General features: G+C 56.3%; 22 protein-coding genes. 9 read left to right on the plus strand and 13 right to left on the minus strand.

The features are described 5' to 3' along the window. The first annotated feature begins 108 nt into the window (after positions 1–108). A complete protein-coding gene (gene glmS / locus ACYVHC_RS07950; protein ID WP_460613157.1) occupies positions 109–1944 on the plus strand; it encodes a glutamine--fructose-6-phosphate aminotransferase in 1836 nt (611 codons plus the stop codon). A gap of 55 nt (positions 1945–1999) precedes the next feature. On the opposite strand, the gene ACYVHC_RS07955 is transcribed toward glmS, so the two are convergent. Beyond that, positions 2000–2680, minus strand: coding sequence for a 3-hydroxyacyl-CoA dehydrogenase family protein (locus ACYVHC_RS07955; protein ID WP_460613158.1), 681 nt, complete (start codon positions 2678–2680; stop codon positions 2000–2002). Between the two features lie 65 nt (positions 2681–2745). Here ACYVHC_RS07955 and ACYVHC_RS07960 point away from each other — a divergent pair, with 65 nt between their 5' ends. The 6 genes from ACYVHC_RS07960 (at position 2746) to ACYVHC_RS07985 (ending at position 7227) form a co-directional block, all read left to right on the plus strand. Beyond that, positions 2746–3132: a RidA family protein gene (locus ACYVHC_RS07960; RefSeq protein ID WP_460613159.1), complete on the plus strand. Its 387-nt coding sequence runs from the start codon at positions 2746–2748 to the stop codon at positions 3130–3132. 70 nt (positions 3133–3202) lie between these two features. Next, positions 3203–3397 carry a hypothetical protein gene (locus ACYVHC_RS07965; protein ID WP_460613160.1) on the plus strand — a complete coding sequence of 65 codons (195 nt, stop codon included), beginning with the start codon at positions 3203–3205 and terminating at the stop codon, positions 3395–3397. Continuing rightward, entirely contained in the window at positions 3398–4009 is a 612-nt protein-coding gene (locus ACYVHC_RS07970; RefSeq protein WP_460613161.1) for a pentapeptide repeat-containing protein, read from the plus strand. Between the two features lie 139 nt (positions 4010–4148). Next, the gene (gene gltX / locus ACYVHC_RS07975; protein WP_460613162.1) at positions 4149–5690 is read left to right on the plus strand and encodes a glutamate--tRNA ligase; all 1542 of its coding nucleotides are present in this window, start codon (positions 4149–4151) and stop codon (positions 5688–5690) included. Positions 5691–5891: 201 nt separating this feature from the next. Continuing rightward, a complete protein-coding gene (locus tag ACYVHC_RS07980) occupies positions 5892–6260 on the plus strand; it encodes a hypothetical protein (RefSeq protein WP_460613163.1) in 369 nt (122 codons plus the stop codon). A 184-nt stretch (positions 6261–6444) separates the two neighbouring features. Further along, positions 6445–7227, plus strand: coding sequence for an AIM24 family protein (locus ACYVHC_RS07985; RefSeq protein WP_460613164.1), 783 nt, complete (start codon positions 6445–6447; stop codon positions 7225–7227). Between the two features lie 482 nt (positions 7228–7709). On the opposite strand, the gene ACYVHC_RS07990 is transcribed toward ACYVHC_RS07985, so the two are convergent. From ACYVHC_RS07990 to ACYVHC_RS08005, 4 genes are all read right to left on the minus strand, one after another. Beyond that, positions 7710–8189: a toxin-antitoxin system YwqK family antitoxin gene (locus ACYVHC_RS07990; protein WP_460613165.1), complete on the minus strand. Its 480-nt coding sequence runs from the start codon at positions 8187–8189 to the stop codon at positions 7710–7712. Between the two features lie 92 nt (positions 8190–8281). Further along, the gene (locus tag ACYVHC_RS07995; RefSeq protein ID WP_460613166.1) at positions 8282–9808 is read right to left on the minus strand and encodes a GH3 auxin-responsive promoter family protein; all 1527 of its coding nucleotides are present in this window, start codon (positions 9806–9808) and stop codon (positions 8282–8284) included. A 194-nt stretch (positions 9809–10002) separates the two neighbouring features. After that, the gene (gene lptB / locus ACYVHC_RS08000) at positions 10003–10734 is read right to left on the minus strand and encodes an LPS export ABC transporter ATP-binding protein (RefSeq protein ID WP_460613167.1); all 732 of its coding nucleotides are present in this window, start codon (positions 10732–10734) and stop codon (positions 10003–10005) included. Between the two features lie 90 nt (positions 10735–10824). Further along, positions 10825–12663, minus strand: a complete 1839-nt coding sequence (locus ACYVHC_RS08005; RefSeq protein WP_460613168.1) for a M61 metallopeptidase family protein — start codon at positions 12661–12663, stop codon at positions 10825–10827. A 171-nt stretch (positions 12664–12834) separates the two neighbouring features. Here ACYVHC_RS08005 and ACYVHC_RS08010 point away from each other — a divergent pair, with 171 nt between their 5' ends. Next, positions 12835–13224 carry a DoxX family protein gene (locus tag ACYVHC_RS08010; RefSeq protein WP_460613169.1) on the plus strand — a complete coding sequence of 130 codons (390 nt, stop codon included), beginning with the start codon at positions 12835–12837 and terminating at the stop codon, positions 13222–13224. Between the two features lie 87 nt (positions 13225–13311). Beyond that, the gene (locus ACYVHC_RS08015; RefSeq protein ID WP_460613170.1) at positions 13312–13824 is read left to right on the plus strand and encodes a hypothetical protein; all 513 of its coding nucleotides are present in this window, start codon (positions 13312–13314) and stop codon (positions 13822–13824) included. Positions 13825–13960: 136 nt separating this feature from the next. On the opposite strand, the gene recJ is transcribed toward ACYVHC_RS08015, so the two are convergent. The 8 genes from recJ to ACYVHC_RS08055 form a co-directional block, all read right to left on the minus strand. Then, positions 13961–15682: a single-stranded-DNA-specific exonuclease RecJ gene (recJ, locus tag ACYVHC_RS08020; protein ID WP_460613171.1), complete on the minus strand. Its 1722-nt coding sequence runs from the start codon at positions 15680–15682 to the stop codon at positions 13961–13963. A 243-nt stretch (positions 15683–15925) separates the two neighbouring features. Next, a complete protein-coding gene (locus tag ACYVHC_RS08025) occupies positions 15926–17767 on the minus strand; it encodes a tetratricopeptide repeat protein (RefSeq protein ID WP_460613172.1) in 1842 nt (613 codons plus the stop codon). A 191-nt stretch (positions 17768–17958) separates the two neighbouring features. Further along, positions 17959–20085: a SurA N-terminal domain-containing protein gene (locus ACYVHC_RS08030; protein WP_460613173.1), complete on the minus strand. Its 2127-nt coding sequence runs from the start codon at positions 20083–20085 to the stop codon at positions 17959–17961. A 267-nt stretch (positions 20086–20352) separates the two neighbouring features. Continuing rightward, positions 20353–20625 carry a hypothetical protein gene (locus tag ACYVHC_RS08035; RefSeq protein WP_460613174.1) on the minus strand — a complete coding sequence of 91 codons (273 nt, stop codon included), beginning with the start codon at positions 20623–20625 and terminating at the stop codon, positions 20353–20355. A gap of 10 nt (positions 20626–20635) precedes the next feature. Beyond that, entirely contained in the window at positions 20636–21217 is a 582-nt protein-coding gene (lptC, locus tag ACYVHC_RS08040; RefSeq protein ID WP_460613175.1) for an LPS export ABC transporter periplasmic protein LptC, read from the minus strand. Between the two features lie 19 nt (positions 21218–21236). Beyond that, complete coding sequence (locus ACYVHC_RS08045; protein ID WP_460613176.1) at positions 21237–22589, minus strand: hypothetical protein; 1353 nt, start codon at positions 22587–22589, stop codon at positions 21237–21239. After that, positions 22576–23322 (minus strand): type III pantothenate kinase, encoded by a 747-nt coding sequence (locus tag ACYVHC_RS08050; RefSeq protein ID WP_460613177.1) that lies wholly within the window; start codon positions 23320–23322, stop codon positions 22576–22578. The genes ACYVHC_RS08045 and ACYVHC_RS08050 overlap by 14 nt, the downstream gene beginning before the upstream one ends. Before the next feature lie 142 nt (positions 23323–23464). Next, on the minus strand, positions 23465–25357 hold the full coding sequence (locus ACYVHC_RS08055) for a pseudouridine synthase (protein WP_460613178.1): 1893 nt from the start codon (positions 25355–25357) through the stop codon (positions 23465–23467). Positions 25358–25518: the final 161 nt, after the last annotated feature.

The raw sequence follows: 25518 nt of genomic DNA on the forward strand, positions 1-25518 counted from the left end.
GAGAACAGCCTAGTCTTACTAGCTTTTAAGGGCGGCACAGCTTTTGCTGTTGCCGCCCGATTTTCTTTCCTTTTCGGAGGTTTCTGCTCTGCCACAACTAACTAAATTATGTGCGGAATTGTCGCTTACATCGGACACCGTGAGGCTTGTCCTATCATCATCAAAGGCCTGCGTCGCTTAGAGTACCGCGGCTACGACTCTGCTGGCGTAGCCCTGCTGAACGGCCAGCTTAGTGTTTACAAGAAAAAAGGCAAGGTAGCTGACCTCGAAGCCTATATAGCTGAAGAGGATACGCACGCCAATATTGGCATGGGCCATACCCGTTGGGCTACCCACGGCGAGCCAAACGACGTGAATGCACACCCGCATTACTCTACTTCCGAGCGAATTGCCATCATCCACAATGGCATCATTGAGAACTATGCGGCGTTAAAAACGCACTTGCAGCAGCAGGGCCACCAGTTTCATTCTGATACGGACACCGAAGTTTTCGTTAATCTGATCGAAGAAGTACAGAAGCAAAACAACTGTACGCTGGAGGAAGCTGTTCGTCTGGCATTGCATGAAGTGGTGGGTGCCTACGCTATTGTGGTGCTAAGCAAAGACGAGCCTGGCCAACTAATTGCAGCTCGTAAAGGCTCACCTCTCGTAATCGGGGTGGGTAAAGACGAATTTTTCTTGGCTTCAGATGCCACGCCTATCATTGAATACACCAATGAAGTAGTTTATGTAAATGACTACGAAATTGTTGTTATCCGGAATGGCAAGCTCGAAATCCGCACTAAGGAAGATGTGCAGCAGACACCTTACATTCAGAAGCTGGAGCTAGAGCTCGACAGCATCGAAAAAGGTGGCTATGAGCACTTCATGCTGAAAGAAATTTTCGAGCAGCCCCGCTCTATCCTCGACTCGATGCGAGGCCGTTTGGAACTCGAGGCAGGGCACCTGAATATGGGCGGCGTGCGGGCTTACGAGCGTAAGTTTGTTAACGCTGAACGCATTCTGATTGTAGCCTGTGGCACTTCGTGGCATGCTGGCTTGGTGGCTGAATACCTGCTAGAAGACTTGGCTCGCATTCCGGTTGAAGTAGAGTACGCTTCGGAATTCCGCTACCGCAATCCCATCATCACGGAGCGCGACATCGTAATTGCAATTTCACAATCCGGTGAAACGGCGGATACGCTGGCGGCTATTGAGTTGGCTAAGAGCAAAGGTGCTACCATCTTCGGTATCTGTAACGTGGTAGGTAGCAGCATTGCACGTGCTACCGATGCAGGTGCCTACACGCACGCAGGCCCCGAAATTGGCGTAGCTTCAACTAAAGCCTTCACGGCCCAGGTAACGGTTCTGACGTTGCTAGCCATGATTGTTGGCCATAAGCGCGGTACCCTAACGGATACTCGTCTGCGCGAATTGATGGTGGAGCTCAGCAGCATTCCGGCTAAAGTTGAGAAAGCATTGCTGTTGAATGATGAAATCGAGAAGATTTCTGAAATCTTCAAGGATGCTACTAACTTCCTGTACCTAGGTCGGGGTTACAACTTCCCGGTAGCTTTGGAAGGCGCGCTTAAGCTGAAGGAAATCAGCTACATTCATGCCGAAGGCTACCCGGCTGCCGAAATGAAGCACGGGCCTATCGCCCTCATTGATGAGAACATGCCCGTAGTAGTTATTGCTACCAAGGATAGCTCGTACGAGAAGGTGGTCAGCAACATCCAGGAAGTGAAGGCCCGCAAAGGCCGCATCATTGCCATTGTAACAGAAGGCGACGATGTAATTCCGGCTATGGCTGAGTTCACGATTGAAGTGCCTGCTACGAGCGATGCGCTGATGCCTTTGGTATCGGTGGTACCGTTGCAGTTGCTGTCGTATCACATTGCGGTTCTGCGGGGCTGCAACGTCGATCAGCCACGTAACTTGGCTAAATCGGTAACGGTAGAGTAAGCGTTTGCGAGAATCAAAAAAGGCCGCTTCGAGCAATCGAGGCGGCCTTTTTTAGTTATTGTTTACTGGTACTAGCGGTCAGCATAAACGTTTCGCCCCGCAGATGCATCCTTTTAAGTAAAGAACACGGCTTATAGCGCTGCTCATGGGTATCCTGATATACGCGTTCTAGCGTCTGATACACACGGCTTATTCCAATATAGTTCGCCCAAGTGCATGGGCCGTATGGATTACCTGCCTGCAGCATAAGATCTATTTCCTGGGCCGACGCTACCCCTTCTTGCAGCGCAAAGCATGCCTCATTGATACTTTGGCACACTACGCGGGGTAGCAGAAGCGCCACGCGGTCCTGCACCACGCAATAGCGGGTACCGAGGGCAGCACAGACAGTCGCTAACTGGGGAGCATCCTCAGCACGGTACCAGGCAACCTCCATGATGGGTCGGTTTACTAGGGTGGGCAAGCCGCTAAACCCAAAAACAGGCCCGAATGGTGGGGCCTCGTTGTGGAAGAGTTCGGCCAGGCTATGGGAAGTCGTACTATAAAAGAGGGGCTGCCGAGGCTGCTCGTAATGTAGTTCAGGCCATTCACGCAGATCAAAGGCAACATCGGCGGCACCCAAGCGGGTGAGCAGATCGGGAGCCGATGCCAGGCAGAAGTCGTAGGTATGGCCTGGCCCGAACTTGCGCCGGAACTCCTGCTCTAGGTGCTGGCCCTCAACAATAAAGAGATGCATCTTTTTTCAACTTACTTTCGCTGAAAGATACTGGTTCCTCTCCCACCAACGACTTCGCCCTTGCTATGGCCAACTCAATCGTTTATTCCGACCAAGCCCCTGCTCCTATTGGCCCATACAGCCAAGCCATTCAGGCAGGCAATACCGTGTACGTATCCGGCCAGATTGCCCTAGACTCCACCACCGGTCAACTAGTTGGTGATGGCGACGTGGCGCAGGAAACCCACCAAGTAATGCGCAACATTGAGGCGGTATTGCAGGCTGCCGGCTTCACGCTGCGTGATATCGTGAAGTGCAGCATTTTTGTGAAAGACCTCGGCAACTTTGGCCTTATCAATGAAATCTACGGCAGCTATTTTTCTGCTGATTATGCCCCTGCTCGGGAAACGGTGGAGGTAAGCCGCTTGCCCAAAGATGTACAGGTAGAAATATCCTGCATTGCGGTGAAATAGCAAGGAAAGGCCGCTCGTTGCGGCTTTTCTACTCTTCCTTCTTACCTCATCATTCTACTTCTTATCCTGTATGAAAGAGCTGGGCATATTTCTGTTTCTGGCGGGCCTACTTTCCATGCTGGCGCCGTTACTGCTGCCGGCTAATTTCCGGTTTCCGTTACTGGACTGGATTACAACCTGGGGCCCGACTACGGCTTGGCTAATCCGGGGCGGCATAACCTTGCTGGGGCTGGTGCTTTGGCTTCGTTTCAAGAATCAGGAGTAGATGCGGCGCCCTACGACTCGCAAGCCGATTAAGCTCCTTGCTAAGCCTAGTAATTTTCCGCCGCAAAACGTGCTCACGCGCGCCATGCCTCCGGAGCTAGTGGGCCAGAAGGAGTTTGAGCACTACCACTTCATTGGGTTTGATTTAAGTCAAGCTGATTTGGCCGGCCGCCTGTTCAGCGACTGCCTATTTGAGAACTGCAACCTGGCAGGCAGCACTATTGCCAATGCTTCGCTTCAGAATGTAGCCTTTGAAGGCTGCAAGCTGCTGGGCGTGCAGTTTGAGGTGTGCCGGGATATGCTGTTCGGAGTACACTTTGATAAGTGTCAGCTCGACTATGCCTCTTTTCACGGTAAAGTCATGCCCAATACCCGCTTCGTAGGCTGCTCATTACAAGAAGCCAATTTCACGCAAACTGACCTTTCCGGAGCCGTTTTTCATAACTGCCAGTTGCGCCGCGCCGTGTTTAGCCGGACTCGCCTGATTGGCGCCGACTTTCGAACGGCACAGGAGGTACTGCTAGACCCGGAACAGAACGAGATGAAACAAGCTCGCTTCAGCTTGGAAGGCCTACCGGGGTTGCTCAGTAAGTACGACCTAGTGATTAGCTAAGCAATGCCGCATCAGGAGGTGGAATAGCTTAGGCATTCTGCTTCTAATGCCAATTTTATATCCTGTTAGCTCCCCTGCTAATTACCTACCTTTGCGGCGCGTTTCGGACCTGAATCGGACGTGAGAATTAGCTGTTTGTATGGAAAGAGAAGTACGGGTACGTTTTGCACCCAGCCCCACCGGGCCGCTGCACATTGGCGGCGTGCGCACTGCGCTATATAACTATCTGTTGGCCCGCAAGCTGGGTGGCAAAATGCTGCTTCGCATTGAGGACACCGACCAGAACCGCTTTGTACCCGGCGCCGAGGATTACATCCGTCAGAGCCTGGAGTGGTGCGGCATCACGCTGGACGAAAGCCCCTGGAACGGTGGCCCGCATGCCCCCTACCGCCAGAGTGAGCGTAAGCCCATGTACATGCAGTATGCCCAGCAGCTGATTGACAGCGGCCATGCCTACTATGCCTTTGATACCCCCGAGGACCTAGACGCCATGCGCGCGCGCCTCACGGCCGCCAAGGTGCCTAACCCACAGTACAACAGCATCACGCGCGCCCAAATGCGCAACTCGCTTACCTTGCCCGCCGAGGAAGTAAAGCAGTTGCTGGACAGCGGTGCGCAGTATGTTATCCGCCTGAAAGTACCCCGCAAAGAGGAAATCCGCTTCAACGACCTCATTCGTGGTTGGGTGGTAGTGCACTCGTCGTCGGTAGATGATAAAGTGCTGATGAAGTCTGATGGCATGCCAACCTACCATTTGGCCAACATCGTCGATGACCATCTGATGGAAATCACCCACGTAATTCGGGGTGAAGAGTGGCTGCCTTCCGCGCCTTTGCACGTGCTGCTGTACCGCTACCTGGGTTGGGATGACACCATGCCTCAGTTTGCCCACTTGCCGCTGCTGCTGAAGCCCGATGGTACCGGCAAGCTCAGCAAGCGCGACGGCGACCGACTAGGCTTCCCGGTATTCCCGCTGGAGTGGCACGGCAAAGATGCCGAAACCGGCGAGCCAACCGTGAGCAGCGGCTACCGCGAAAGCGGTTATCTGCCCGAGGCCTTTATCAACTTCCTGGCTTTCCTGGGCTGGAACCCCGGCTCGCAGCAGGAACTGTTCACCATGGACGAGCTGATTGAGGCTTTCTCGATTGAGCGCGTGAGTAAGTCGCCGGCCCGCTTCGACCAGAATAAAGTGCGCTGGTACAACGAGCAGTATCTGCGGGCGAAACCGGATGCTGAACTAGCAGGCTACCTCACCGCCAGCCTGCAGGCCCAGGGCGTGGAAGTTGCCGCCGACAAGGCCGAGCAGATTGCTGCCCTAGTAAAAGAGCGCGCTACCTTCCCCGCCGACTTGGCCAAGGAAGCGCAGATTTTCTTCCAGCGCCCCACTAGCTACGATGAGCAGGTAATCAGCAAGAAATGGAACGCCCAGGTGGCCGCGGCGCTTGCCGAGTTTGCCCAGGAGCTACCCACCACCTCTGACACAACCCCCGAAGGCATCAAGAACCTGCTGACGCAAGTGCTGGAGCGCCAAGGCATCAAAATTGGGCAGGTGCTGCAAGCACTACGTGTGGCCGTAACGGGCGCCGGCGCCGGCCCCGATCTCATGCACATCATGAGCATTTTGGGTACCCAGGAAACGGCAGCCCGCCTACAGCAGGCATTGGCTCAGCTGCCCGCCTAGGCTCCGTAGCTTCTTAAACTGTTGGTGAAAGGCCTGCCCGACCGTATGTGTCGGGCAGGCTTTTTTGTTGGTGGCGTGCGGTTTAGTATCTGGTTCTGAGTCTCCGCATCAACCGGCTGGCGGGTGGCCTCGTACTACCATCTTCAGGCCTGCTTGTTCCGTAGGCCACCTGCTGTTGAACCGACTATTGCCTATACTATCATGGCCAAAAAACCAGTCAACCCCAAAAAGAAGAAAAACGACCCCGAGAAAAAGGCTCGGGTGCATAAGGAGCTGGAAGGCTTTGAGATTAAAGTAAATCCGCTCGGCGAAATCACCTCAAATTATTCCATCGAGGATATTAATCTGTTTCTGAATCGCCATGTGCGGGATAAGAAACTGGTAAACCGGGATGGGCAATTTGGCGAAAAGGACGAGGAAGAAGACTTCCCGCTGGAAGAAGGCGTGCAGGAGCCCGAAGAGTCGGATGAGGACTTTATGCGCCGCACCAGCCGCGAGGCTAAGAAAAAAGGCCCAAAAGCAGAAGCTGAGCCCGACGTTGACTTACCAAAAGACGACGACGAGGAGTAGGTTTACGCCCGTTTGATACCTAGTACCAAGAGCCTTTTCTTACCTCTGTGCCCACCGGAATTATTGGGTGCTATAGGTAAGGAAAGGCTCTTTATGCTGATTGGACGGTGGCAGCCGCCCATTTCTATGCGGCTTTTGCTATACTTGGGGGTAGTATTTCATCCTTCATACCTCAGGTCCTTTTATGCAATCCCACGACGTTGACTACAAAATCCTTGGTACGGATATTCAGGTATTGGAAGTAGAGCTTGACCCCAACGAAACCGTTATTGCCGAAGCAGGGGCCATGGTATACATGTCGGAAGCCATTGCCTTCGAAACTAAAATGGGGGACGGCTCCGAGCCCGATCAAGGCCTAATGGGCAAACTTTTCTCGGCCGGTACACGCCTGATTACCGGCGAGTCGCTGTTCATGACGCACTTTACGCACCGCGGTGGCTATGGCAAAGCCCACGTAGCCTTTTCTGCCCCTTACCCCGGCACCATCATCCCCATTGACTTACGCGAGCTGCCGCAGGGCCTGATTGTGCAGAAGGACGGCTTTTTAGCTGCCGCGAGGGGCACCAAAATGGCCATTCATTTCAATCAGAAACTGGGTGCCGGCCTGTTTGGGGGCGAAGGCTTTATTCTGCAGAAGATAACCGGCGACGGCAAGGCCTTCATTCACGCCGGTGGCACCATCATCGAAAAGCGCCTCAACAACGAACTGCTGCGCGTTGATACGGGCTGTGTAGTAGCCTTCGAGCCGGGCATCGACTTCAACATCGTCCGGGCGGGTGGGTTGAAATCAATGATATTCGGGGGCGAAGGCCTGCTGCTGGCTACGCTGCGGGGCACGGGCCGCGTATGGCTGCAGTCGATGCCCGTGAAGAAGCTCATTCAGGCCTTGGCTCCTACCGGCGGTAATGCCCGCAAAGAAAGCGGTGGGCTATTTGGCAATCTGGTAGGCGGCGTTATGGATCAATAGAAAGCCAGGGTTCCGCACCTTGCCTACCCTAGTAAACGAATGGCCCTGCCGGTGGAGCAATTCCGCTGGCAGGGCCCTTGTATTATAACAGGCTGACGAGAACTAGCCGCTGAAGGAGGCTGCAATAACCCCGAGGCTGGCTAGGAGCGCCAACAGCAGCAGCCCCAGTATGCCTACGGCGAAGCTGGTACCGCGCTCAGATTCCTTATCATCGGTTTGTGACCGTCGCCGGCGACGTCTACCGTCGCTGGAACGGTAAGAGGGAGAAGTAACTGACATAGGTGGGATTGTGAGATAGAACGGATGGGAAAAGATAATCTACTTTCTATTAAAAATCCAGTATTTGAAAAGTATTTTTATGCAAATAAGCCAAGTACTGCACTAACCTATATATCCTTACTCAGTTGATGGAATAGCTAAATTTCCCAGCCCCAAAAAGCAAGTAGCAGCAGCCCCAATCCAATTTGGGCAGCACGCATGTACTATTTACGATTTTGAATCTTATCTAGATTGGGGTGTGCGGAAGTGGCCTGCACTTTCACGCCTTCGTGGTACCATTCTGAGGGGAGCCGCTGACCGGTTGTTGAGTAGCATTTCCATTCGCCAAACCAGAAAAAACGTGCGCCACTAGGCTCAGCTCGGTACCGGGCCTGGCCTTGCTTGGCTAGTTGGTTATTGGGGTGGAAGTAGCTGATGGTTACCAGCCCGTACGGACGGCGGTAGAATTTCTCGGTGCGCTCCAGGGAGCCGCTGGGCTGGTACGTGCGCCACTTTCCTGCCGGTAGCCCGTGCCGGTATCGGCCCCGGGTAGCTAGCTGCTGTTCCTCTTTATCGTAGTACTCGCGCCAAGGCCCGTGCCGTTGCTCGCCACCACGGTCGAAGCGGTTACGCGACCAGAAACCGACGGGGCCAGACCGCACGTGTACGCATCCGGAGCCCAGCAAGCCTAGTAACAGCAGCATTACAAACGTTACCTGTCTGTTCAGGTAAAGACCAAGGTATCTGTTTAGTACATGCATCGGAGATAAGGATTAGTTAGCTCCGGAATGTATAACTATTTTTTTAGTTGTTCCAGAATTTCATCCAGCAGCTCCCTGGAATTGCTAAGCCGGGGAACCTTGTGCTGGCCGCCTAGCTTGCCTTTGAAGGCCAACCACCGCTCAAACGTGCCGCTTGGCGCTACGGTGAGTTGCGGCGGTGTAAGAGCAAGGTCGCGGTGGCGCTTGGCGTCGTAGTCGGAGTTGAGTTGGCGCAACGTATTATCGAGCACAGTGGCGAATGCCTGCACATCGGCGGGAGGTTGCGTGAACTCCACGAGCCATTGGTGGCCCCCGCGCGAGGCACCATCATCGGAGGAAAAGTAGATGGGGGCGGCGGTATAGTCGCGGACGGTGGTGCTGGTAGCCAGGCAGGCGGCGGCAATGGCGGCATCGGCGTTTTCTACCACCACTTCTTCGCCAAAGGCATTGAGAAAGTGCTTGGTGCGGCCGGAAATCCGGATGCGGTAGGGTGCCAGCGACGTGAAGCGCACCGTGTCGCCGATTTTGTAGCGCCACAGGCCCGCGTTAGTACTGATGATGAGGGCGTACGTTTGGCCCAGCACCACGTCTTCCAGGCCAATGGCTTGTGGTTCGGCTACATCCCATTGGTCGGGCGGCAGAAACTCATAGTAAATACCGTGGTTGAGCAACAGCAGCAACTCCTCGGAGTTGGGTTCGTCCTGCAGGGCGAGATAGCCTTCGGAGGCGTTGTACACCTCCAGATAGTTCATCTGTGAGCTCGGAATCAGCTGGCGAAATAACTCCCGGTAGGGCCCAAACGCCACGGCTCCGTGCAAAAACAGACCTAGCTTGGGCCACACCTCCAGAATAGAAGCGGCGCCAGCCAGCTCCGTCACGCGGCGCAGTAGCACAATCATCCAGGTAGGTACGCCGGCCAGCACGCGCACATCTACGTCCTGCACGTGGCGGGCAATACGCTCAATCTTTTCCTCCCACTCATCCAGCAGGGCCAGCTCCAGCGGTGGCGTACGCACAAACTCGGCCCAGCCCGGCAGGTTCTGCATAATTACGGCCGATACGTCGCCGACCCGTGAACCGGCATCGGGGGTACGGAAGGGGTTTGGGCTGTGCGTACCCCCTAGTGAAAGGGTTTTGCCGCCCAGAATATTGACCTCGGGGTAGTACAACGTGGCTAGCGCCGTCATATCGCGACCGGCGCGATAGTGGCCTTCCTGCAACGACTCGCGCGTGACGGGAATAAATTTGCTGCGGGCGTTAGTGGTGCCGCTGCTCTTGGCAAACCACTGCACCGGGCCGGGCCACAGCACATCAGCCTCTCCGCGCAGCACCCGCTCTAGTTCCGGGTACAGTTCTTCGTAGCTGCTGATGGGCACGCGCTGGGCAAACCCACGGGCCGTAAGGCCATCTGCAAAGCCATACCGTTGGCCCCATTCAGTGGCGCGAGCGGTGCGCAGCAGACCCTGTAAAACCTGTTGTTGCGCCTCGTGCGGATACTGTCGGATGTGCTCCACGTTGGCCAACCGCCGCTGTACAGCCCAGGTCAGAAGAGTACTAATCACGACGACGCAAGAACAGGTGGGACATAGCGAGTAAGCAAGGATGGGGTTCTCTCTACCTTAGGCAGCCGAGGAAAGTTACCGGAAATTGATGCAGCCCTGGAACAAGGGCTTTAGCCGCAGCAGCCAATGCGAGCCAACTCGCTGAGTACTACCCTTGCTTTACTCTTGAAGCCGATGCTCGGGCTAGTTACTAGCTATACTTTCCGCTTCAACTCAAAATGCTTGCCCAAGTACACGCGGCGTACCATCTCATCTTCGGCTAACTCTTCGGCGGTACCGGCCTTCAGCAGTTTGCCCTCGAAGAGCAGGTAGGCCCTATCAACGATGCTGAGCGTTTCGTTCACGTTGTGGTCGGTGATAAGAATACCGATGTTCTTGTGCTTGAGCTTGGCCACAATGCCCTGAATTTCCTCTACCGCAATCGGGTCGACGCCGGCGAAAGGCTCATCCAGCAGCACAAATTTTGGGTCGACGGCCAGGGCCCGGGCAATTTCGGTGCGGCGCCGCTCGCCACCACTGAGCACGCGGCCCAGGTTTTTGCGCACGTGCGTCAGGCTAAATTCGTTGAGAAGTTCCTCTACCTTGTCGCGCTGGGCCTGCTTTGGCATGTTCGTCATTTCCAGCACCGACAGCACGTTCTCTTCCACCGTCAGGTCGCGGAAAACAGAAGCTTCCTGCGCCAGATAGCCAATGCCCAGGCGGGCCCGCTGGTAGATGGGCAAATTGGTAATGTCCCGGTCATCGAGAAATACGCGGCCGGAGTTCGGCTTCACCATGCCCACGGTCATGTAGAACGAGGTGGTTTTGCCCGCACCGTTTGGCCCCAGCAAGCCCACAATCTCGCCCTGCTCCACGTGCAACGACATGTCGTTGACAACGGTGCGCGCTTTGTATTTCTTGACCAGGTGTTCAGCTCGAAGAATCATGCAAGCAAAGGTAAGAAGGTGACGGCGTGAGAAACCAATACGAGCGGAGAGCGGGTCACCTACGAGAGCATGTGGCCCGCTTGCTAGCTCCTATCCTTTCAGCAACCCATCCTGCAGCGCTTGCTGCGTAGGCGTGGGGGTATGCACGTCTTCTACCAGGTTTTTCACTTCAATATCAAACTCGCGGGGAGTGGCTTGCTTTTCCTTCTCGGGACCGGAAGCCGTACTGCGAAACTTCACGCGCACCGGATCGGCAGTTTTTGGCTCTACCAAGGGACGCAGCAGTTTTTCGGCGGACTGCATGGTGACGGCCTGGCCATTCACCGCTACAATAACGTCGCCTTCATTCAGGCCAAAGGCGTTTTCATCGGCCTTGGTTTTTACGGCCCGGAACTGGTCTTTATCCGCATCGTAGGCAAAACCCAGGCTACCGAACGCCTTCACTTTCGCCTGACCAACGGGAGCATACGTCCACCCAATTTTGCCGAGGTACTCAGCCAGCGGAAGCGGCTCCTTGCCTTGCACATAGCGCGTGAAAAACTGCTGAATCTCGGGGTTGGTGAGGGCCACGATTTCCGGAATCAGGTCTTTGTCCTCGAACGAGCGGGTGGGACCGTACTTCTCACGCAGGGCCAGCAGCACGTCGCGCAGGGTTTGACGGTTCTGGCTGAGCTCCCGGATGCGGATATCGAGCAGCAACCCAATCAAGGCGCCTTTCTCGTACACATTGCCATACATGTCTTTGTACGGAGGCTCCAGAATCAGGCGGCTCATTTCCGTAAACGACACGTTTTCAAACTTGTCGGCCTTATCAATCTTGTCCTTGATGCGGTTGCGGAATTCTTCGGGGGTAGTAATTCCGCCGCGCACCTGCACCAGCTGCGATACGTACTCTGTTACGCCCTCATATAACCACAAGTGCTGCGACATTTTGGGGTTGCGGAAGTCAAACTCCCCGATTTCGCGGCTGTGGATGTTCAGCGGGGCCAACATGTGCAGAAACTCGTGCGAAGCCACTTCCAGCACCATACTGCGCAAGCGCTCGGAATCCGGAATTTCGGGTAGGAAATAGAGCGAGGAGTAGCTGTGCTCCATGGCACCGTAGCCGCCGTTTTTGCTGTTGAGCGGCGAAGTCAGGCTAGGGAAGTAAAACAAGAACTGGTAGCGGGGTACCGGCATCTTGCCAAAGAACTTGGTGAGGGCCTCCGACATCGGCCGCAACATCTGGCTTACGTCCGCGGCTTTCACCACCCCGCTTTCCGACAGCACCGCCACCGAAATACGCGCACCACCCGTGCTGAAGCTGGCCGTATCGGGCTTGGCGTACAGAATGGGGCCATCGGCCAGAGTCACGTAATCGGGGGCCGTGTATACGTCCTGCGTTGGCGACTCGCGGCGCACCGTGAGGGCCGTGGCGCCGTACAGTTCAGTGGGTTTCTGCACGGTTACCTGGTAGGGCTGCATCTTGTAGCCTTCGAGGTAGCCATAAAACCCGTAGTGGTTGATGGTAAAGTTGCGGCCGGCATCGATGTTGGTGCCTCCGGGCTGGAAGATAAACGAGTCATCCTGCTTGGCGTCCCAGGTGTCATCTACTAGGTACTCTAACCGGGCTAACTTCTGGGCTCCGTCAATGATAAATAGGTTGGGGCCGCTGTTGCGCACTTTCAAGCGCTTGCCTTGCTTGTTGAAGGCTTTGAAATCGGTAACGAAGCGGCCGTAGTCTTTCTTGGAGTACGAGCCGGGCACTACTGAGGGAATGACATACGTAGCTTGTGGCTCCTTCACGTCCGGCGTGTTGATTACTACCCGCACCCGGTCGCTCTGGACGTTCTGTAAGTCGAGGTTAATTTGATAGCCAGCGGGCTGCTGGGCGGCAGCCGTGCCGGCTGCAGTTAGTCCTAGCCCTAGGGCCAGATAAAACGTCTTCATCGAAGCAAAATAGATAGTTGAATGGCAGATAACGCCGCGACCAAGGTACGCATTGCTGCGGGGCCTTCGGCTACGCTTATTTGTTAGAAGACCTTGCGTATAGTTGGGCTACCTTGGCACCCTAGGCCCTTCTGGCAACCCAACTGTGCCCTAGCTCACCAGAAAAGATATATGCCTAGCCTCCGGAACATCAGCTGCTACGTCTTGGCCTTCCTGTTTATTGGGGCGGGCATCCTGCATTTTGTGGTTCCTGCCGGTTTTCTCCGCATTGTGCCTCTCTACCTGCCAGCGCCCCTGCTGCTGGTGTACCTGAGCGGAGCCGCGGAGCTAGCGGGCGGACTAGGCCTGCTGCTACCAGCAACCCGTCGACTGGCCGGCTGGGGCCTGATTCTCTTGCTGATAGCGGTATTTCCGGCCAATGTGTATATGCTCCAAACGCACGGCGCGGGCCTGCCAGTGCCAGTGTGGGCGCTGTGGCTGCGGCTACCGTTGCAGGCAGTGCTCATGGCCTGGGCGTGGTGGAGCAGCAACGAAAAGGGAGAGGTTACAAAGCCCGTGTAGCCACTATTGGCGCTGTTTTTGTCCCGTGGCCAACTCGACAGTCGTGCTGCGGCTGGCCGTATTCCTCTTCCTTTTCTATATCGTTACATGATTAAAAGAATTTTACCCCTTGCTATGCTGCTGGCCGGATTTCAAACCTCCGTGGCCCAGGTAATTACGGATCAAGCCCGGGCCACCACTGCCCGCGACTCCCTGATGCAAGTTGCGGCAGCTACCCGCGCCGAGCTGTTGCAGCGCACTGGATTTATCGTGAAAGCGCCTCGCATGGGTGCCCGCCGCCACATCATCAGGGGCTACGTGATTCCGGCGTACGCGCAGAATCTCCCAGAAAATCGGTCAAAACGCAATTTGGTCTGGGAGCAGAAAACAGTGTATCGTCGCAATGGCCAAGTGGCAGAGCGCTACGTTGCTCGTCTAAAAGGCCAGCCGGTTCTACGTGAGCGGCGGCTTAACGGCACTACCCTCTGGCTGAGCCTGAACCGTCCCCAGAACCTGGCTGAGGCGAACGGTGCCACATCTAATGCCATTTATGGCACCTACGTGCGCGACGGGTATTTCAATTTGGGCAGCAAGCGGTACCTAATAGCCCCGGTACGTTAGCCGCTGTTGCGCACCATGCCTAGCCTCATCTGACATCACCTCCTCTAGCGTTGGAAGGGGGTGGTGTCAGTTGTTTTTTAGGGGGTTTGGGTAAAAGGCGGAGCTAGTACCTACGCTCCATTTCTGGGAACATACCTTACTCCCAGCGAATATCCTTTACGCGCAGCTGCAGGTTTTTCACGCCTCGGAACTCGTTCATTTCCACGGTATAGCACACGCTAAAGGGCTGCCCCTGCAGAATTTGCTCGTGGTACTCCCCTAGCCCGAAGCCAATGGCATCCACGGTATGGCGACCATCTTGCGTGAGGGTAAGCTTGAGGTGCGAGTTGCCCACAATCCGCGCTGAGTCGGGGGTAACGTACACCTGCTTGGAGGCAAACACAGGGTTTGGGTTGCCGGGGCCGAACGGCTCCATCTGGCTCAGCAGCCGGAAAAACGATGGCGTGATGTCGCTCAGGTTGATGGTGTAGTCGATTTCGACGGGCGGAATGAGCTGCTCAGGCAAGATGCGCCCGGCTACAATGCGTTCAAACTTCTCGCGGAAGGCCGGCACATTCTCCACGGGTAGCGTGAGGCCCGCGGCGTACATGTGGCCGCCAAACTGGTCGAGCAGTTCCGCGCACTCTTCAATGGCCTGGTGTACATCAAACCCCACCACGGAGCGGGCCGAGCCGGTAGCTTTGCCGTTGCTTTCAGTGAGGATGATGGTAGGCCGGTAATACTTATCCAGACAGCGCGACGCCACAATGCCCACCACCCCTTTGTGCCAGTCTTCTTTGAACAGCACGGTGGTGCGGGCCGAGCGGAGCAGGTCGTCCTGCTCAATCATTTCCAGCGCTTCCTTCGTGATGCTGGTATCGAAGCCGCGGCGCTCCTGGTTGGTCTTGTCCACAACTCCGGCCTTCTCTACAGCTTCGGCGGTGCTTTCGGCTAGCAGCATGGCCACGGAGCGCTTGGCATCACCCATACGGCCAGCGGCATTAATACGCGGCGCAAACCCGAATACCAAGCTGCTAATATTCAGCTCGGCCATTTGTAGGCCCGCTAGCTCCCGCAGCGCATCCAAGCCGGGGCGCTGGGGCCGGGTGCGGTCGTTGATGAGGCGCAGGCCGTGGTAGGCCAGCGTTCGGTTCTCGCCATAGATGGGTACGATATCAGCGGCAATGCTTACGGCTACTAGGTCCAGCAGCTCGTACAAGTCATCTTCGGGCAAGCCTTGGTGCTGCGTAAACGCCTGCATTAACTTGAACCCCACGCCACAGCCGGAGAGCTCCTTAAACGGGTAGGCACAATCAGCGCGCTTGGGGTCCAGTACGGCTATTGCGGCCGGCAGCTCGGCCCCGGGCAAGTGGTGGTCACAGATGATAAAGTCGACGCCGCGCGTGTTGGCGTAGGCTATCTTCTCCACGGCCTTCACGCCGCAGTCAAGCGCAATAATCAGCTGGTAGCCGTGCTCCGCCGCAAAGTCGATACCCGCGTCAGAAATGCCGTAGCCTTCTTTGTAGCGGTCCGGAATGTAATAGTCGATGCGCTCGGGGCCGAAAAACTGACGCAAGTAGCTGTATACCAGCGCTACAGAGGTAGTCCCGTCCACGTCATAGTCGCCAAACACGAGAACCCGCTCGCCTAGGTGCAGGGCCCGGACCAACCGGTCAACGGCGCGGTCCATGTCACGCATCAGAAGCGGATCGGGCAGGGTATCGAGGGCGGGGCGGAAAAAGGCACGCGCCTCCTCGAAGGTGCACACTTTTCGCTGGCAGAGCAGGGAAATGATAGCCTCGTTGACGCGCAGGGCGTCGGCCAGGTGCCGTACTGTTTCAGCGTCGGGCGCAGGCTTGCGAATCCACCGTTTTTCCATAATCTGACAGGTACCCACAGTGGGCTATACCTTCAAAAGTACGAAGAAAAACCGCGTTTGCCGCCGTATTTCCCCTCCCATATTCCTATGAATTTATCAGATCGGCTGGGTACTCAACGGTTTGAATGGCCGTTAAAACCTTGCGGCGGGCGGCTACTTCTACTAGGCCTGATGCCGGCCCAAACCGGTAAAGCACGGCCATACTACCCCATTGCGTTGGCTGAAGCTAACTATGCCACTACTTTAATTTACTACGTCGCCGCGCAGCTTGCGGAAGCGTTTGCGGGCTTCGGCCACGTAAATACTGCCGGGGTACTTGGTTAGCACTTGGTTATAGAGCTGCTGCGCTTTTTCGGAGTCGCGCAGATTTTCTTCCTGAATGCTGGCGGCCAGAAACAGCGCGTCGTCGCTGAGAACATCGTACTTCGGGTTGCCGGTTATGCGCTCCAGCGTACCTAGGGCGCCAGCGTAGTCGCCGGTGCGGCGCTGCAACTGTGCTTTCAGGTACCAGGCATCATCCTGCAGCGCGTGGCCGGGGTATTTCTGCAGGAGCGCATCCAGCCCACGTAAGGCTTCCGGAATCTTGTTCTGGAACACCTGCTGCTCCACCATAGCATAATCGCGCAGGGCTACGCCGGCGGTGTCCATAGCGGTATTGTCAGTGATGAGCAGGCTGAGCTGCATGGCATCGTTGGCTATTTCGCGGCTGGTTGCCTGCTTGAGAATGTCCAGGTGCGACTGGGCTAGCTTAAAGTCGCCGGCAAAGTAGCTCAGGCGGGCATTGCGTAGCTTGGCATCGTAGCCCAGGGGCGTATCCTTGTGCGACTTTTCTACTTGCGAGTACAAGAGAGTGGCCTCCCATGGCTCACTGCGGAGCAGGAAAATATCGGCTAGGTCAATTTTGGCCTGATCCACCACATCAATACTGGCCCGCGGCATGTCAATCACCTCATTCAGAAGCTTGATGGCGGCCTCTTTCTCATCGAGCTGGAATGCCTGCAACGCGGCCATGCTACGTAGCACCGGCGCAGTTTCCGGCGTCCGGCCCAAGTCAGTTAGCACCTGTTGATATTCCTGCAGCAAACTCCGCAACTGCGCCACCTGCACCGGATACGTGGTACGCACTTGGTCTTCCCGCGTTTGCACCAGGCGCTGGCGGGCCAGGGCGTAGAACGGTTTGCCGCGGTATTCGCGCACTACATACTCATAGCCACTGATGGCGCTTTCGTAGTCTTTGTTGCGGCGGGCAATTTCGGCCACCTCCAGCACGCGTTGCCCTTCCGAACGCTCTCGGCGGTCGAGGGCTTTGGCTTGCACCAGCGCCCCTGTGAAGTCGCGGCGCTGCACTTGCAGCCACAACAGCAGTTCACTGTACACGGTGCGCTCGGGGTTTTTCTGCACCAGCCCTAGCAATTCCTTCTCCAATACGGCAAAGTCCTTGTCGTCTTGCAGACTGTTCTGGAGCATGTTGCGAACGAAGGGTAACTGCTGCTCATCCTGCTGCACTAGGCGCAGGGTTTCGGTCATGAGCTTATCGTTCTGCCCGCTTTGGGTGTAGAGCTGAATAAGCTGGGGCGCAAACTCATGGTCGTTTTTGGCCAGCTCACGGCCTCGCAGGTAGGTCCGCGTCGCCCACTCCGGCAAGTTCAGCTTCTGAAACTCTGTAGCAACCTGTACCACCTGGGCGCTGGTTAGCTGAGCCAAGGCTTTTTCCCATTGCTTTTGGGCGTTGCTTTGTTCACCGGCTTTGGCATACACCTGGCCTAGCATCACTCCTAGTGCGGCATCATCGGGGCGCTGGCGTTGGGCACGCTTCACTAGTTTCTCTGCTTCCTTATCGCGCTTGAGGGCCTGCAATGCGGCTACATAGTCGGGCAAGATAGTGGCCGCTACCTGCTCATCGGCGCGCAACCGCCCAAACAGAAAGGCCGCCTTCTCATGCTCCCCCTGCCGCTCATACTCGCGGGCCAGCTTAATGCTGCTGTCTTCATTTGTCTGTGCTAGGGCAGGCGTAACCTGCACCCCTCCAACTAGCAGTAGCGCCAGGCTGCCTAGGCGCACAACCGAACCCAACGATTTCTTCATAAGCGGATAACGGAAAAACCCGGGGCAGAGTGCCGGAAGCAGAGACACTAGAAAGATGAGTTTGATGCTTAGCAGGACCTAGTGAGATAAGCGAAACAACAATAGCTGTTATTTCGCTGGCCCTCAGGAGCACAAAAAAGGGCCGCACCCTAAGGTACGGCCCTTTTGCATTTACTAGGAGGCCGCGCGGCTTAGAAGAACTTCGTGCGGTTGTCCTTGATGTTGGCTTGCCGCTTGATGGCTTCGTAGGTGAGGCCGTCGGTGCGGGCTACGCGCTGAGCGGCCAGCTGCTGACGCACCGCTTTCACATCGGTAGCGTTGGTAGCAGGCTGCACGCTTACAGGCTCCACAATCAGCACGCCTTGCTCACCGGCAAATGGCGCCGATTTCTGACCGGGCTTCAAGCCGAAGGCTTTGCCAACAGCAACGGGCTCATTGCCGAGGCCCGGAATCAGGCCCTGACCAATGGTAACGCCATCAGCAGTTTTTACCTGTGCCCCGTTACCGTATGCCTGAGCAATCTGCTCCAGCGTGCCTTTCGATGCGTTTAGCTTCTTCATGATCTGCTCGGCTTTCAGCTCGTTGCGAACCAGGGCCGTGATTTCAGGCTTAACGCTGGCTACATCGGCGGTGCCTTTGCTGCGCTCACCGGTCAGAACCGCAATTACGTACTGGTCACCGATTTCGAACACCTCTGAAACGTCACCTACTTTGGTAGGCGAGCCTTCTGGGTTGATGCCGTAGGCCCAACGCACCAACTGGCGAGCACCTTGCAGGTTATTTACAGCTTGGTCGCCGCGGCCAAGGCCTTTGGCTTCTACTTTCTGCAGGCTCTTGTCTTTCGCTACAGCGCTGCGGAACGAAGCCAGATCGGTAGCGGCGCCTTTCAGCTGCTGAGCTTTCTGGTAGGCCGCGTCGCGGGTAGCGTCGGTAGGCTGAATGCTCTTTTGCACGGTAGCCACCTGGTAGGTCTGCGCGGTTTTAGGAGCCGTGATTTTCACAATGTGGTAGCCAAATGAGGTCTTCACCAGGTTCGGCAGCAAGCCGGCCGAGGTAGCCCCAAATACGGCTTTCTCAAACTCCGGTACCATACGGCCCTGCTGGAACCAGCCTAGGTCGCCGCCGGTAGCCGTAGTACCATCTGTACCGTATTGGCGTGCCATTTCCGCGAAATCAGCACCGCCTTTGATTTTGTTCAGTACTTCCGTTGCCTTGGCTTTGGCCGCGGCATCGGCCTCCGGCGTAGTAGCATCCGCCTTAATTAGAATGTGGCTGGCACGAGCGGCAGCCTGTGCACCGGCTTTCTGGCTCGATACTTTGTAAAGCGAGTAGGTGCCGTTTTCGGCGTAGGGGCCATACACTTTGCCTACCTGCAGGGGTAGCTGAGCACGCAGCTTCTCAGGCATATCAGCCGGCGAAAGGAAAGCGGGGCTGGCAGGAGCATCCGAGTTCAGCTTCACGAAAACCGAATCAACCGGCGCCGAAGCAAACTGGGTGGCTAGCTCGTCAACCGTTTTCTTGATGGTAGTGCTGTCTTCTACGGAAGCCGTTACCGGAATCGAAACGTACTCAATGCTCCGGCCGTCCTCTACCTGGTAGCGGCTTTTGTTTTTGTCGAGGTACGCCTGCAGTTGCTCGTTGCTCACTTTCACGCTCGAGTCAGAAACCGAGAAGTAAGGCACAATCAGGTAGCGCACATTCGCGCGGGTGTTCTGCGCCTGATCGAAACGCTTGGCTTCAGCCGAGGTAACGTAGGTGCTCAGCTTGAGCAGGTTGTTGTACTTCACAGCCAGACGCTCTGGGCCCAAGTTGGCTTCAAAGTTCAGGAAGGCTGCCTTCGCCTGCGGATCTATCTTGTCGAGGTTGCGCAGGTACTCAATTACTTTGGTGCGGTTGAACTGCCCGGTCTGAGGGTCCGTGAAGGCCTGCCGAATGCTAGGGTGAGGATTTTCACCCTGCACCATCTCCGTCAGCTCCTCGTCCGACACTTTCAGGCCCAACCGATCAAACTCTTTCTGGAATGCAATGCGGTAGATGATCTGGTTCCAGGCCTGGTCGCGCAGGTAGCCTTGGGCTTGATCGTCGGGCTGACGCTGCTGCTGGGCAACAAAGGCTTGCTTAGCCTGCTCCAGGGTGTTGTTGAACTCATCGTACTCCACCTTTTCACCAGCTACTTCGCCAACGGTCATATCGTTGCTGTTGAAGATGCTGCTACGGCCATACAGGAAGTCGCCTCCCAGCATAAAGAGCAGCAGGCCGATGATGATGGCCCCGACCGCCCAGCCCGATTTTTCTCGAATCGTGTTGATTAATGCCATTTACTTGAAGAAAAGCGCAGTAGAAAAGTGGAAATGAGGTGCAAAATAACCAAAAAAGATGGGCATTAGATAATGAAATGCAAAGGCCTTGAGCAGATAGATTGACCTAGGAGCGGTAATATTCCTCACTGAAGTGCGCCTTTGAGTACTACATGCATCGTGAAGAAGCACAAAAGACCTCCTGGCTCCAAAGCAGCCATCCGGTTCGAACAGCTACCCAGACGCAGAAGGTCCTTCGGTTTGAGCCCGTTGAAGGGCTAGTATTCTCTAGCGTTTTTTCTTGGGCTTGGCGGGTTTTCGGGTGGTGGCCTGTGTCGCTTTGCGGGCAGCTTCGGCTTCAGCAGCAGCCACTTTATCGCGCTGGCGGAGGTAGCGCAATCCTATAATAAAGCCAAAGGAAAGCATATACAGGGGGTAGTTGGCATATAACCCTTCCATGCCGCCCGTGGCCAGCGTCTGATAGGTGGCAATGACAAAGGTCACTACCCCCAAGACGAAAAGAATGGTGCGGCTGATGCCGGGGTCCCAGAATCGTTTCATGGTGTGATGGTTAGCGGCTAGGTGGTGCGGGAGTAGCCGTCGGTGCGTTTTGCAGCGTAAACACACCGGTAGGCGTCAGGATACGGTAGCGCGAGAAATCCTGGTTGGCCGTGAGCCCGCGGCCAGTTAGCACTTCCGTAGGGGTAGTAACCCGAATGGCCGTCTGCTCTTTGGTGTAGATAGAAGCTTTCTGCTTGTCATAGAAAGCTTCCTCCGTGTTCATGCGCTGCTGCTTGGGCACATTCATTACCTGCACGCTGCCACGCATGGTATACAGGTTTTTGGCCTTCTCGAACTTACCGTAGTTGCCGATGATGGTGTTCACTACCTCCTGTCCGTCTTCTCCCAGAAAAGTCAGCTTCACCCCTTTCGGGTACACCATATCGCCGCTTTCAAACTGCTGCTCCAAGGGAGCCGTCAGACGGATACGCAGTTTGGCTGAGTCACTGACCAGCATCAATACGTTCTGGGTTTCAACCAGCGGCCCTTTGTAGGTGATTTTTTTGGCCACCAACTTTTCATCTTCCTGTTTATGACAACCGGCTAGCGCAACTGCCCCCGCAAGAGTGGCAGCCAGAAAGGAAAAGGGCATCACCTTCATAGCAGCGGTACTATTCGATGCGACGCTTGATAAACCACCGGTTGTTTAGGCTCACGCCTAACTGCATCCGAACGTAGTTTTCTTGCACGTTGCGCTCCGTTACGCCGCTAGGGAGTTGCTGCACATCCGTGTTGCCGCGCTTACCATAAGTAAACGCTAGGTTAATGGTTGTAGCATCCAGCGGGGTGGCGGTAGGCAGCGGTAGCGCAAAACCCCAGCTAACTGAGCGGTCGTAGAGTGTATTGCCTCCGGGGCGGTAAGGCTGCTGCGCGGCACTCAGGCCAACGCGGTAGGTTACGCGCTTAAAGTAGTTATCTACGGAAGTAGCATCGGGAGTTAACTCCCCTCCTATTCCGCCGCGGTAGGTATCACTAAGCAGCACCCCGGCGGTACCGCCCTGATCCCCGAAGGCCTGGAACTTCGACCACTGCTGGTGCGACCCTTCCAGATTAAGGCTCCAGCTGCGGTTATTGTCGAGGCTGATACCAATTTGGGTGAGAGCTGGCACGCGTGCTTTACCACCCGTTTCAGTTTCTAGCGCAATAGAGGAGGTTTGCACACCCGTTGCGTCTTGGCGGAGTAGGTTTATGTCCCGTTCGCCGTCGAGGTTAGAGCGGAAGCTGTAGGTGCCACCCAGGTTATAGTTGAGCTTATCCGTGAACTTACCCCGGTAGTGCGCTCCGGCCCGGAAAGCAAAATCGGAGTAGCGCACGTGCTGCTGATAAATATCGGAGTTGGCAATTTCCAGTGCAGTGGCGCTAGAGGCGATGCGCGTTCCTGCTTCCTGATCGATGCTGCCAAATATGTAGCCCGCTGAAACACCCGCTGAAAAGCCTTTGGCCAACCGGACGGCATGGCTCATATAAGCTTCGGCTAGCCCGCCACTACCCTTGTACGTCTTCTCAACCAACGCCGTAGGGTCACCAACTACGCTGTTGTCGCGCGTTACGGATTCGTAATCGACGGTGCTGTAGGGTTTCAGACCAATGGCGCCGGCCCACCGCCGCGTGATGGGCACGGCTAATGCTAGGTAGCTCAGGTTTGCCGAGCCCGTCCGCTGGCGGCTAACCGAGTTGCTGAGAGTTTTGAACTGAGCAGAATAGCCGCCTTCAAAGGTTGTCCGGACGGTGTAGTACAGCAACGCCGGGTTCATCTCGTTTACGTTTACACTGTTGGGGGCTGCCACCCCCACGCCACCCATGCCCATCTGCCGCACACCGCCGGTGTTGAGGCTGGCATCGCCGAGGCCGAGGCGTGAGTAGGGCGAGTTGCCGAGGCCCTGCCCCTGCACAGTTGGCGCAGCCGCCAGCAAACCCAGCAGCGAAAGACCACCGGCCAGGCCGGTGAAGTTAGGTTGAGACATGGTGTACTAAAATTCGGTGGAGCCCAATCAGCACGAGCTCCGGAACAACAAAGATAGGGCCTTTCAGCCGGGCTTGGAAAAAGCGGGCGTCGCCACCGGCCAGCACTACGGCCAGCTGCGGAAACTGCGCCTTATACTCGGCCAGCATACCGTTTACTTCTGCCACCGCGCCGTTCAGCACGCCGCTACGAATAGCCGCCTCAGTAGTATCGCCGGTAAGCGGCAGAGTAGCGGCTGAGGCGCCCTCTGGCATGGCAACCAAAGGAAGCCGACCCGTAAACGTATGAAGCGCCTGAAAACGCATGCCTAGGCCCGGCGCAATACTTCCTCCCCGGAAAACAGGTTCGCGTTCTACTAGATCACACTTGATGGCCGTACCGGCATCTACAATAACCACGTCGCGGCCAGGCAAGAGCCACGCAGCTCCCACGGCGGCAGCCAGCCGGTCGGCGCCTAGGGTGTGCGGCGTAGCATACCCATTGCGAATAGGCAGCGAAGTGCTAGCCGGCGCAAACTCCAGAACCGTCCCGGGCACCATACTGCGCAGTTTTGTAGCCCACGCAGCTGTTGGTTCGGCCACCGAAGCTACTACCCCATGCTGAGGCTGCAACCGTGTTACGGCTTCCCACACCTGCTCCGGCGTTTGGCCCACTGCTGACTCCAAGAGTACATCTGCCTCAAAGCAGCCATACTTAACTGCCGTGTTGCCAATGTCAAGAGAAAGTGTGCGCACGAAATAAGGGAGGGTCAGGTAGAGAAGTGCAAGGTAGGAAGCAAAAAATGATGAGCTGTACTTGAGTCAATGACCAGCAGCTCATCATTTTTTGCTTACGCCGTACCGCTAAGAGCCGCCCGCTAGGCAGGCGGTTGCGTTCCTACATAAAATACTTCAATCGAATCACTTCCTTTTCATTGAGGAAGCGCCATTTGCCGCGGGGCAGGTCTTTCTTGGTCAGGCCCGCATACTGCACCCGGTCCAGGGTTACTACATCGTAGCCCAAGTGCTCAAAAATGCGGCGCACAATGCGGTTACGGCCAATATGGATTTCTACACCCACGAAGTGCGGGTTACCGGCCACTACGGCCACGTCATCCACTTCGGCTTTGCCATCTTCCAGCTCCACACCGGCCGCAATCTGCTTTAGGTGCTCCTCTGTAAGCGGCTTGTCCAGCTCTACCTGGTAAATCTTTTTGTTGCGGTGCGACGGGTGCGAGAGTTTCTGCGCTACCTCTCCATCGTTGGTGAAGAGTAGCAGGCCCGTCGTGTTGCGGTCGAGGCGGCCTACCGGGAAAACGCGCTCCTTAGAAGCGTTCTTCACCAGTTCCATTACTGTACGGCGACCTTCGGGGTCATCGGTGGTGGTTAGGTAATCCTTGGGCTTGTTCAGCAGCACGTACACCAGCTTCTCCCGATTGAGGTTGGTCTTACCATACTGCACCGTATCGGAGGGCTGCACTTTGTAGCCCATTTCCGTTACTACCTCACCATTTACCTTAATCTCACCCGCAGCAATCAGCGAATCAGCTTCGCGGCGGGAGCAGATGCCAGCGTTAGCTATGTAGCGGTTCAGCCGTACTTCGTCGGCGCCTCCTTCTTCCTCTTCCCGACGGCGCTTGTTGCCACGGTTTTTATCTTCCTCGTAGAATTTGAGGTTCTTGTAGTCAGGTGCGACCCCTTCCACTTCACCATACTTGCGCTTGCCAGCTTGGTTCGAGTTTGGAGCCTGCTCACCACGGCCTACAAACTCATCGTGGGCCCGACGAGGGCGCTCCTGAGCACCACCGCGGCTGTCCCTACGGTCAGCTCCGAAGCTGCGCTTGTCGCCAGCACCGCTTTCCCGGCGGTCGGAGCCGAACGAGCGGCCCTCACGCTTATCCCCGCTAAAGGAACCGGGGCGTGCAGTGCGCTTCTCGCCGAAGCTGCCACCACCAAACCCGCCTTCGCGGCGCTCGCCACCAAAGCCTTGGGGCTTGCGGCTACCAAACTCGCGCTTCTCTTCCCGGTCATCGCGGAAGTTGCCTTCGGGGCGCGGAGCACGCTCAGGGCGTTGGTCTTCCAAGCCTTCGGGGCGGCCCCGGAAGTCGAACGGACGAGCTGGTCGAACCTGCCGGTCGCCTCCAAAGCTTTCGCGCTCCGGGCGTTCCTCGTTGTCGCGGGGGCGTAAGTTGCTGGGGCGCGGCTGTTCTGGCTCGTTAGGGTTCTGCTTTACAAACTTACGGTTCCGCTCGCCGGGCAAGCCGCGAGGAACGGCTGGCCTACCCTCCTGACCGCGGTAAGGCTGACCACCCCAGGTTTGCTTGTTTTCAAAGTTCTGAATAGGACGCTCATCACGACGCTCTTCCCGGCGTTCATCTCGGCCAAAACCCGATGACCGACGGTCGTTGCGGTCATCAAAACGACGCGAGTCGTTGCCACCGAAGTCGCGGCCACCACGCTGGCCAAAGCCACCAGGACGGCCTTCGTTACCACGGGCAGCACCACCACCAGTAGCTCCAAACTTCTTAGGGCCGCCAAAGCCGCCGGCGCTGCCGAATTTCTTGGGACCACCAAAGCCGCTGCTGTTGCCAGTACGCCCAAAGGATGGACGCTCACCACGCGCATCGTCATTGCCGAAGCGGGGGTTGCCGCCTGTGCGCTCGTTGCGCTCACGGCCAGGCTGCGTGAATTTGCGGGGGCCATCAGGCCCATTGAAGTTGCCGGATGGACGGCCCGTAGTACGGCCGCGGCGGTTTGGCGTGTTGTCGCCGGAAGAGTGTTGCTTGCCCATGTGGATTAAGCGTGTGTGCCGTATCGCTACGGTACGGTTAAAAAATCAGGATGTACTAGGGGGTTCAAAGCAGCAAACGACCTAGCGCTGAAAACAGTGCCCGGACCAGCAACACGGCCCCAATTGTGGGAGCCGGCTACAAGTCCGGGCAGTAAGCAAGG

This window comes from Hymenobacter seoulensis (assembly GCF_054780535.1).

Bases quoted from the DNA above. Each gene is read 5' to 3' on its own strand.
- ACYVHC_RS08055 (WP_460613178.1), bottom strand. From the start codon at position 25,357: ATGGGCAAGCAACACTCTTCCGGCGACAACACGCCAAACCGCCGCGGC.
- ACYVHC_RS07980 (WP_460613163.1), top strand. From the start codon at position 5,892: ATGGCCAAAAAACCAGTCAACCCCAAAAAGAAGAAAAACGACCCCGAG.
- lptC (WP_460613175.1), bottom strand. From the start codon at position 21,217: ATGCCCTTTTCCTTTCTGGCTGCCACTCTTGCGGGGGCAGTTGCGCTA.
- lptB (WP_460613167.1), bottom strand. From the start codon at position 10,734: ATGATTCTTCGAGCTGAACACCTGGTCAAGAAATACAAAGCGCGCACC.
- ACYVHC_RS08030 (WP_460613173.1), bottom strand. From the start codon at position 20,085: ATGGCATTAATCAACACGATTCGAGAAAAATCGGGCTGGGCGGTCGGG.
- ACYVHC_RS08005 (WP_460613168.1), bottom strand. From the start codon at position 12,663: ATGAAGACGTTTTATCTGGCCCTAGGGCTAGGACTAACTGCAGCCGGC.
- ACYVHC_RS07965 (WP_460613160.1), top strand. From the start codon at position 3,203: ATGAAAGAGCTGGGCATATTTCTGTTTCTGGCGGGCCTACTTTCCATG.
- ACYVHC_RS08025 (WP_460613172.1), bottom strand. From the start codon at position 17,767: ATGAAGAAATCGTTGGGTTCGGTTGTGCGCCTAGGCAGCCTGGCGCTA.
- ACYVHC_RS07960 (WP_460613159.1), top strand. From the start codon at position 2,746: ATGGCCAACTCAATCGTTTATTCCGACCAAGCCCCTGCTCCTATTGGC.
- ACYVHC_RS08045 (WP_460613176.1), bottom strand. From the start codon at position 22,589: ATGTCTCAACCTAACTTCACCGGCCTGGCCGGTGGTCTTTCGCTGCTG.
- ACYVHC_RS07970 (WP_460613161.1), top strand. From the start codon at position 3,398: ATGCGGCGCCCTACGACTCGCAAGCCGATTAAGCTCCTTGCTAAGCCT.
- ACYVHC_RS07985 (WP_460613164.1), top strand. From the start codon at position 6,445: ATGCAATCCCACGACGTTGACTACAAAATCCTTGGTACGGATATTCAG.
- ACYVHC_RS08010 (WP_460613169.1), top strand. From the start codon at position 12,835: ATGCCTAGCCTCCGGAACATCAGCTGCTACGTCTTGGCCTTCCTGTTT.
- ACYVHC_RS08035 (WP_460613174.1), bottom strand. From the start codon at position 20,625: ATGAAACGATTCTGGGACCCCGGCATCAGCCGCACCATTCTTTTCGTC.
- gltX (WP_460613162.1), top strand. From the start codon at position 4,149: ATGGAAAGAGAAGTACGGGTACGTTTTGCACCCAGCCCCACCGGGCCG.
- ACYVHC_RS07990 (WP_460613165.1), bottom strand. From the start codon at position 8,189: ATGCTGCTGTTACTAGGCTTGCTGGGCTCCGGATGCGTACACGTGCGG.
- recJ (WP_460613171.1), bottom strand. From the start codon at position 15,682: ATGGAAAAACGGTGGATTCGCAAGCCTGCGCCCGACGCTGAAACAGTA.
- glmS (WP_460613157.1), top strand. From the start codon at position 109: ATGTGCGGAATTGTCGCTTACATCGGACACCGTGAGGCTTGTCCTATC.
- ACYVHC_RS08015 (WP_460613170.1), top strand. From the start codon at position 13,312: ATGATTAAAAGAATTTTACCCCTTGCTATGCTGCTGGCCGGATTTCAA.
- ACYVHC_RS07955 (WP_460613158.1), bottom strand. From the start codon at position 2,680: ATGCATCTCTTTATTGTTGAGGGCCAGCACCTAGAGCAGGAGTTCCGG.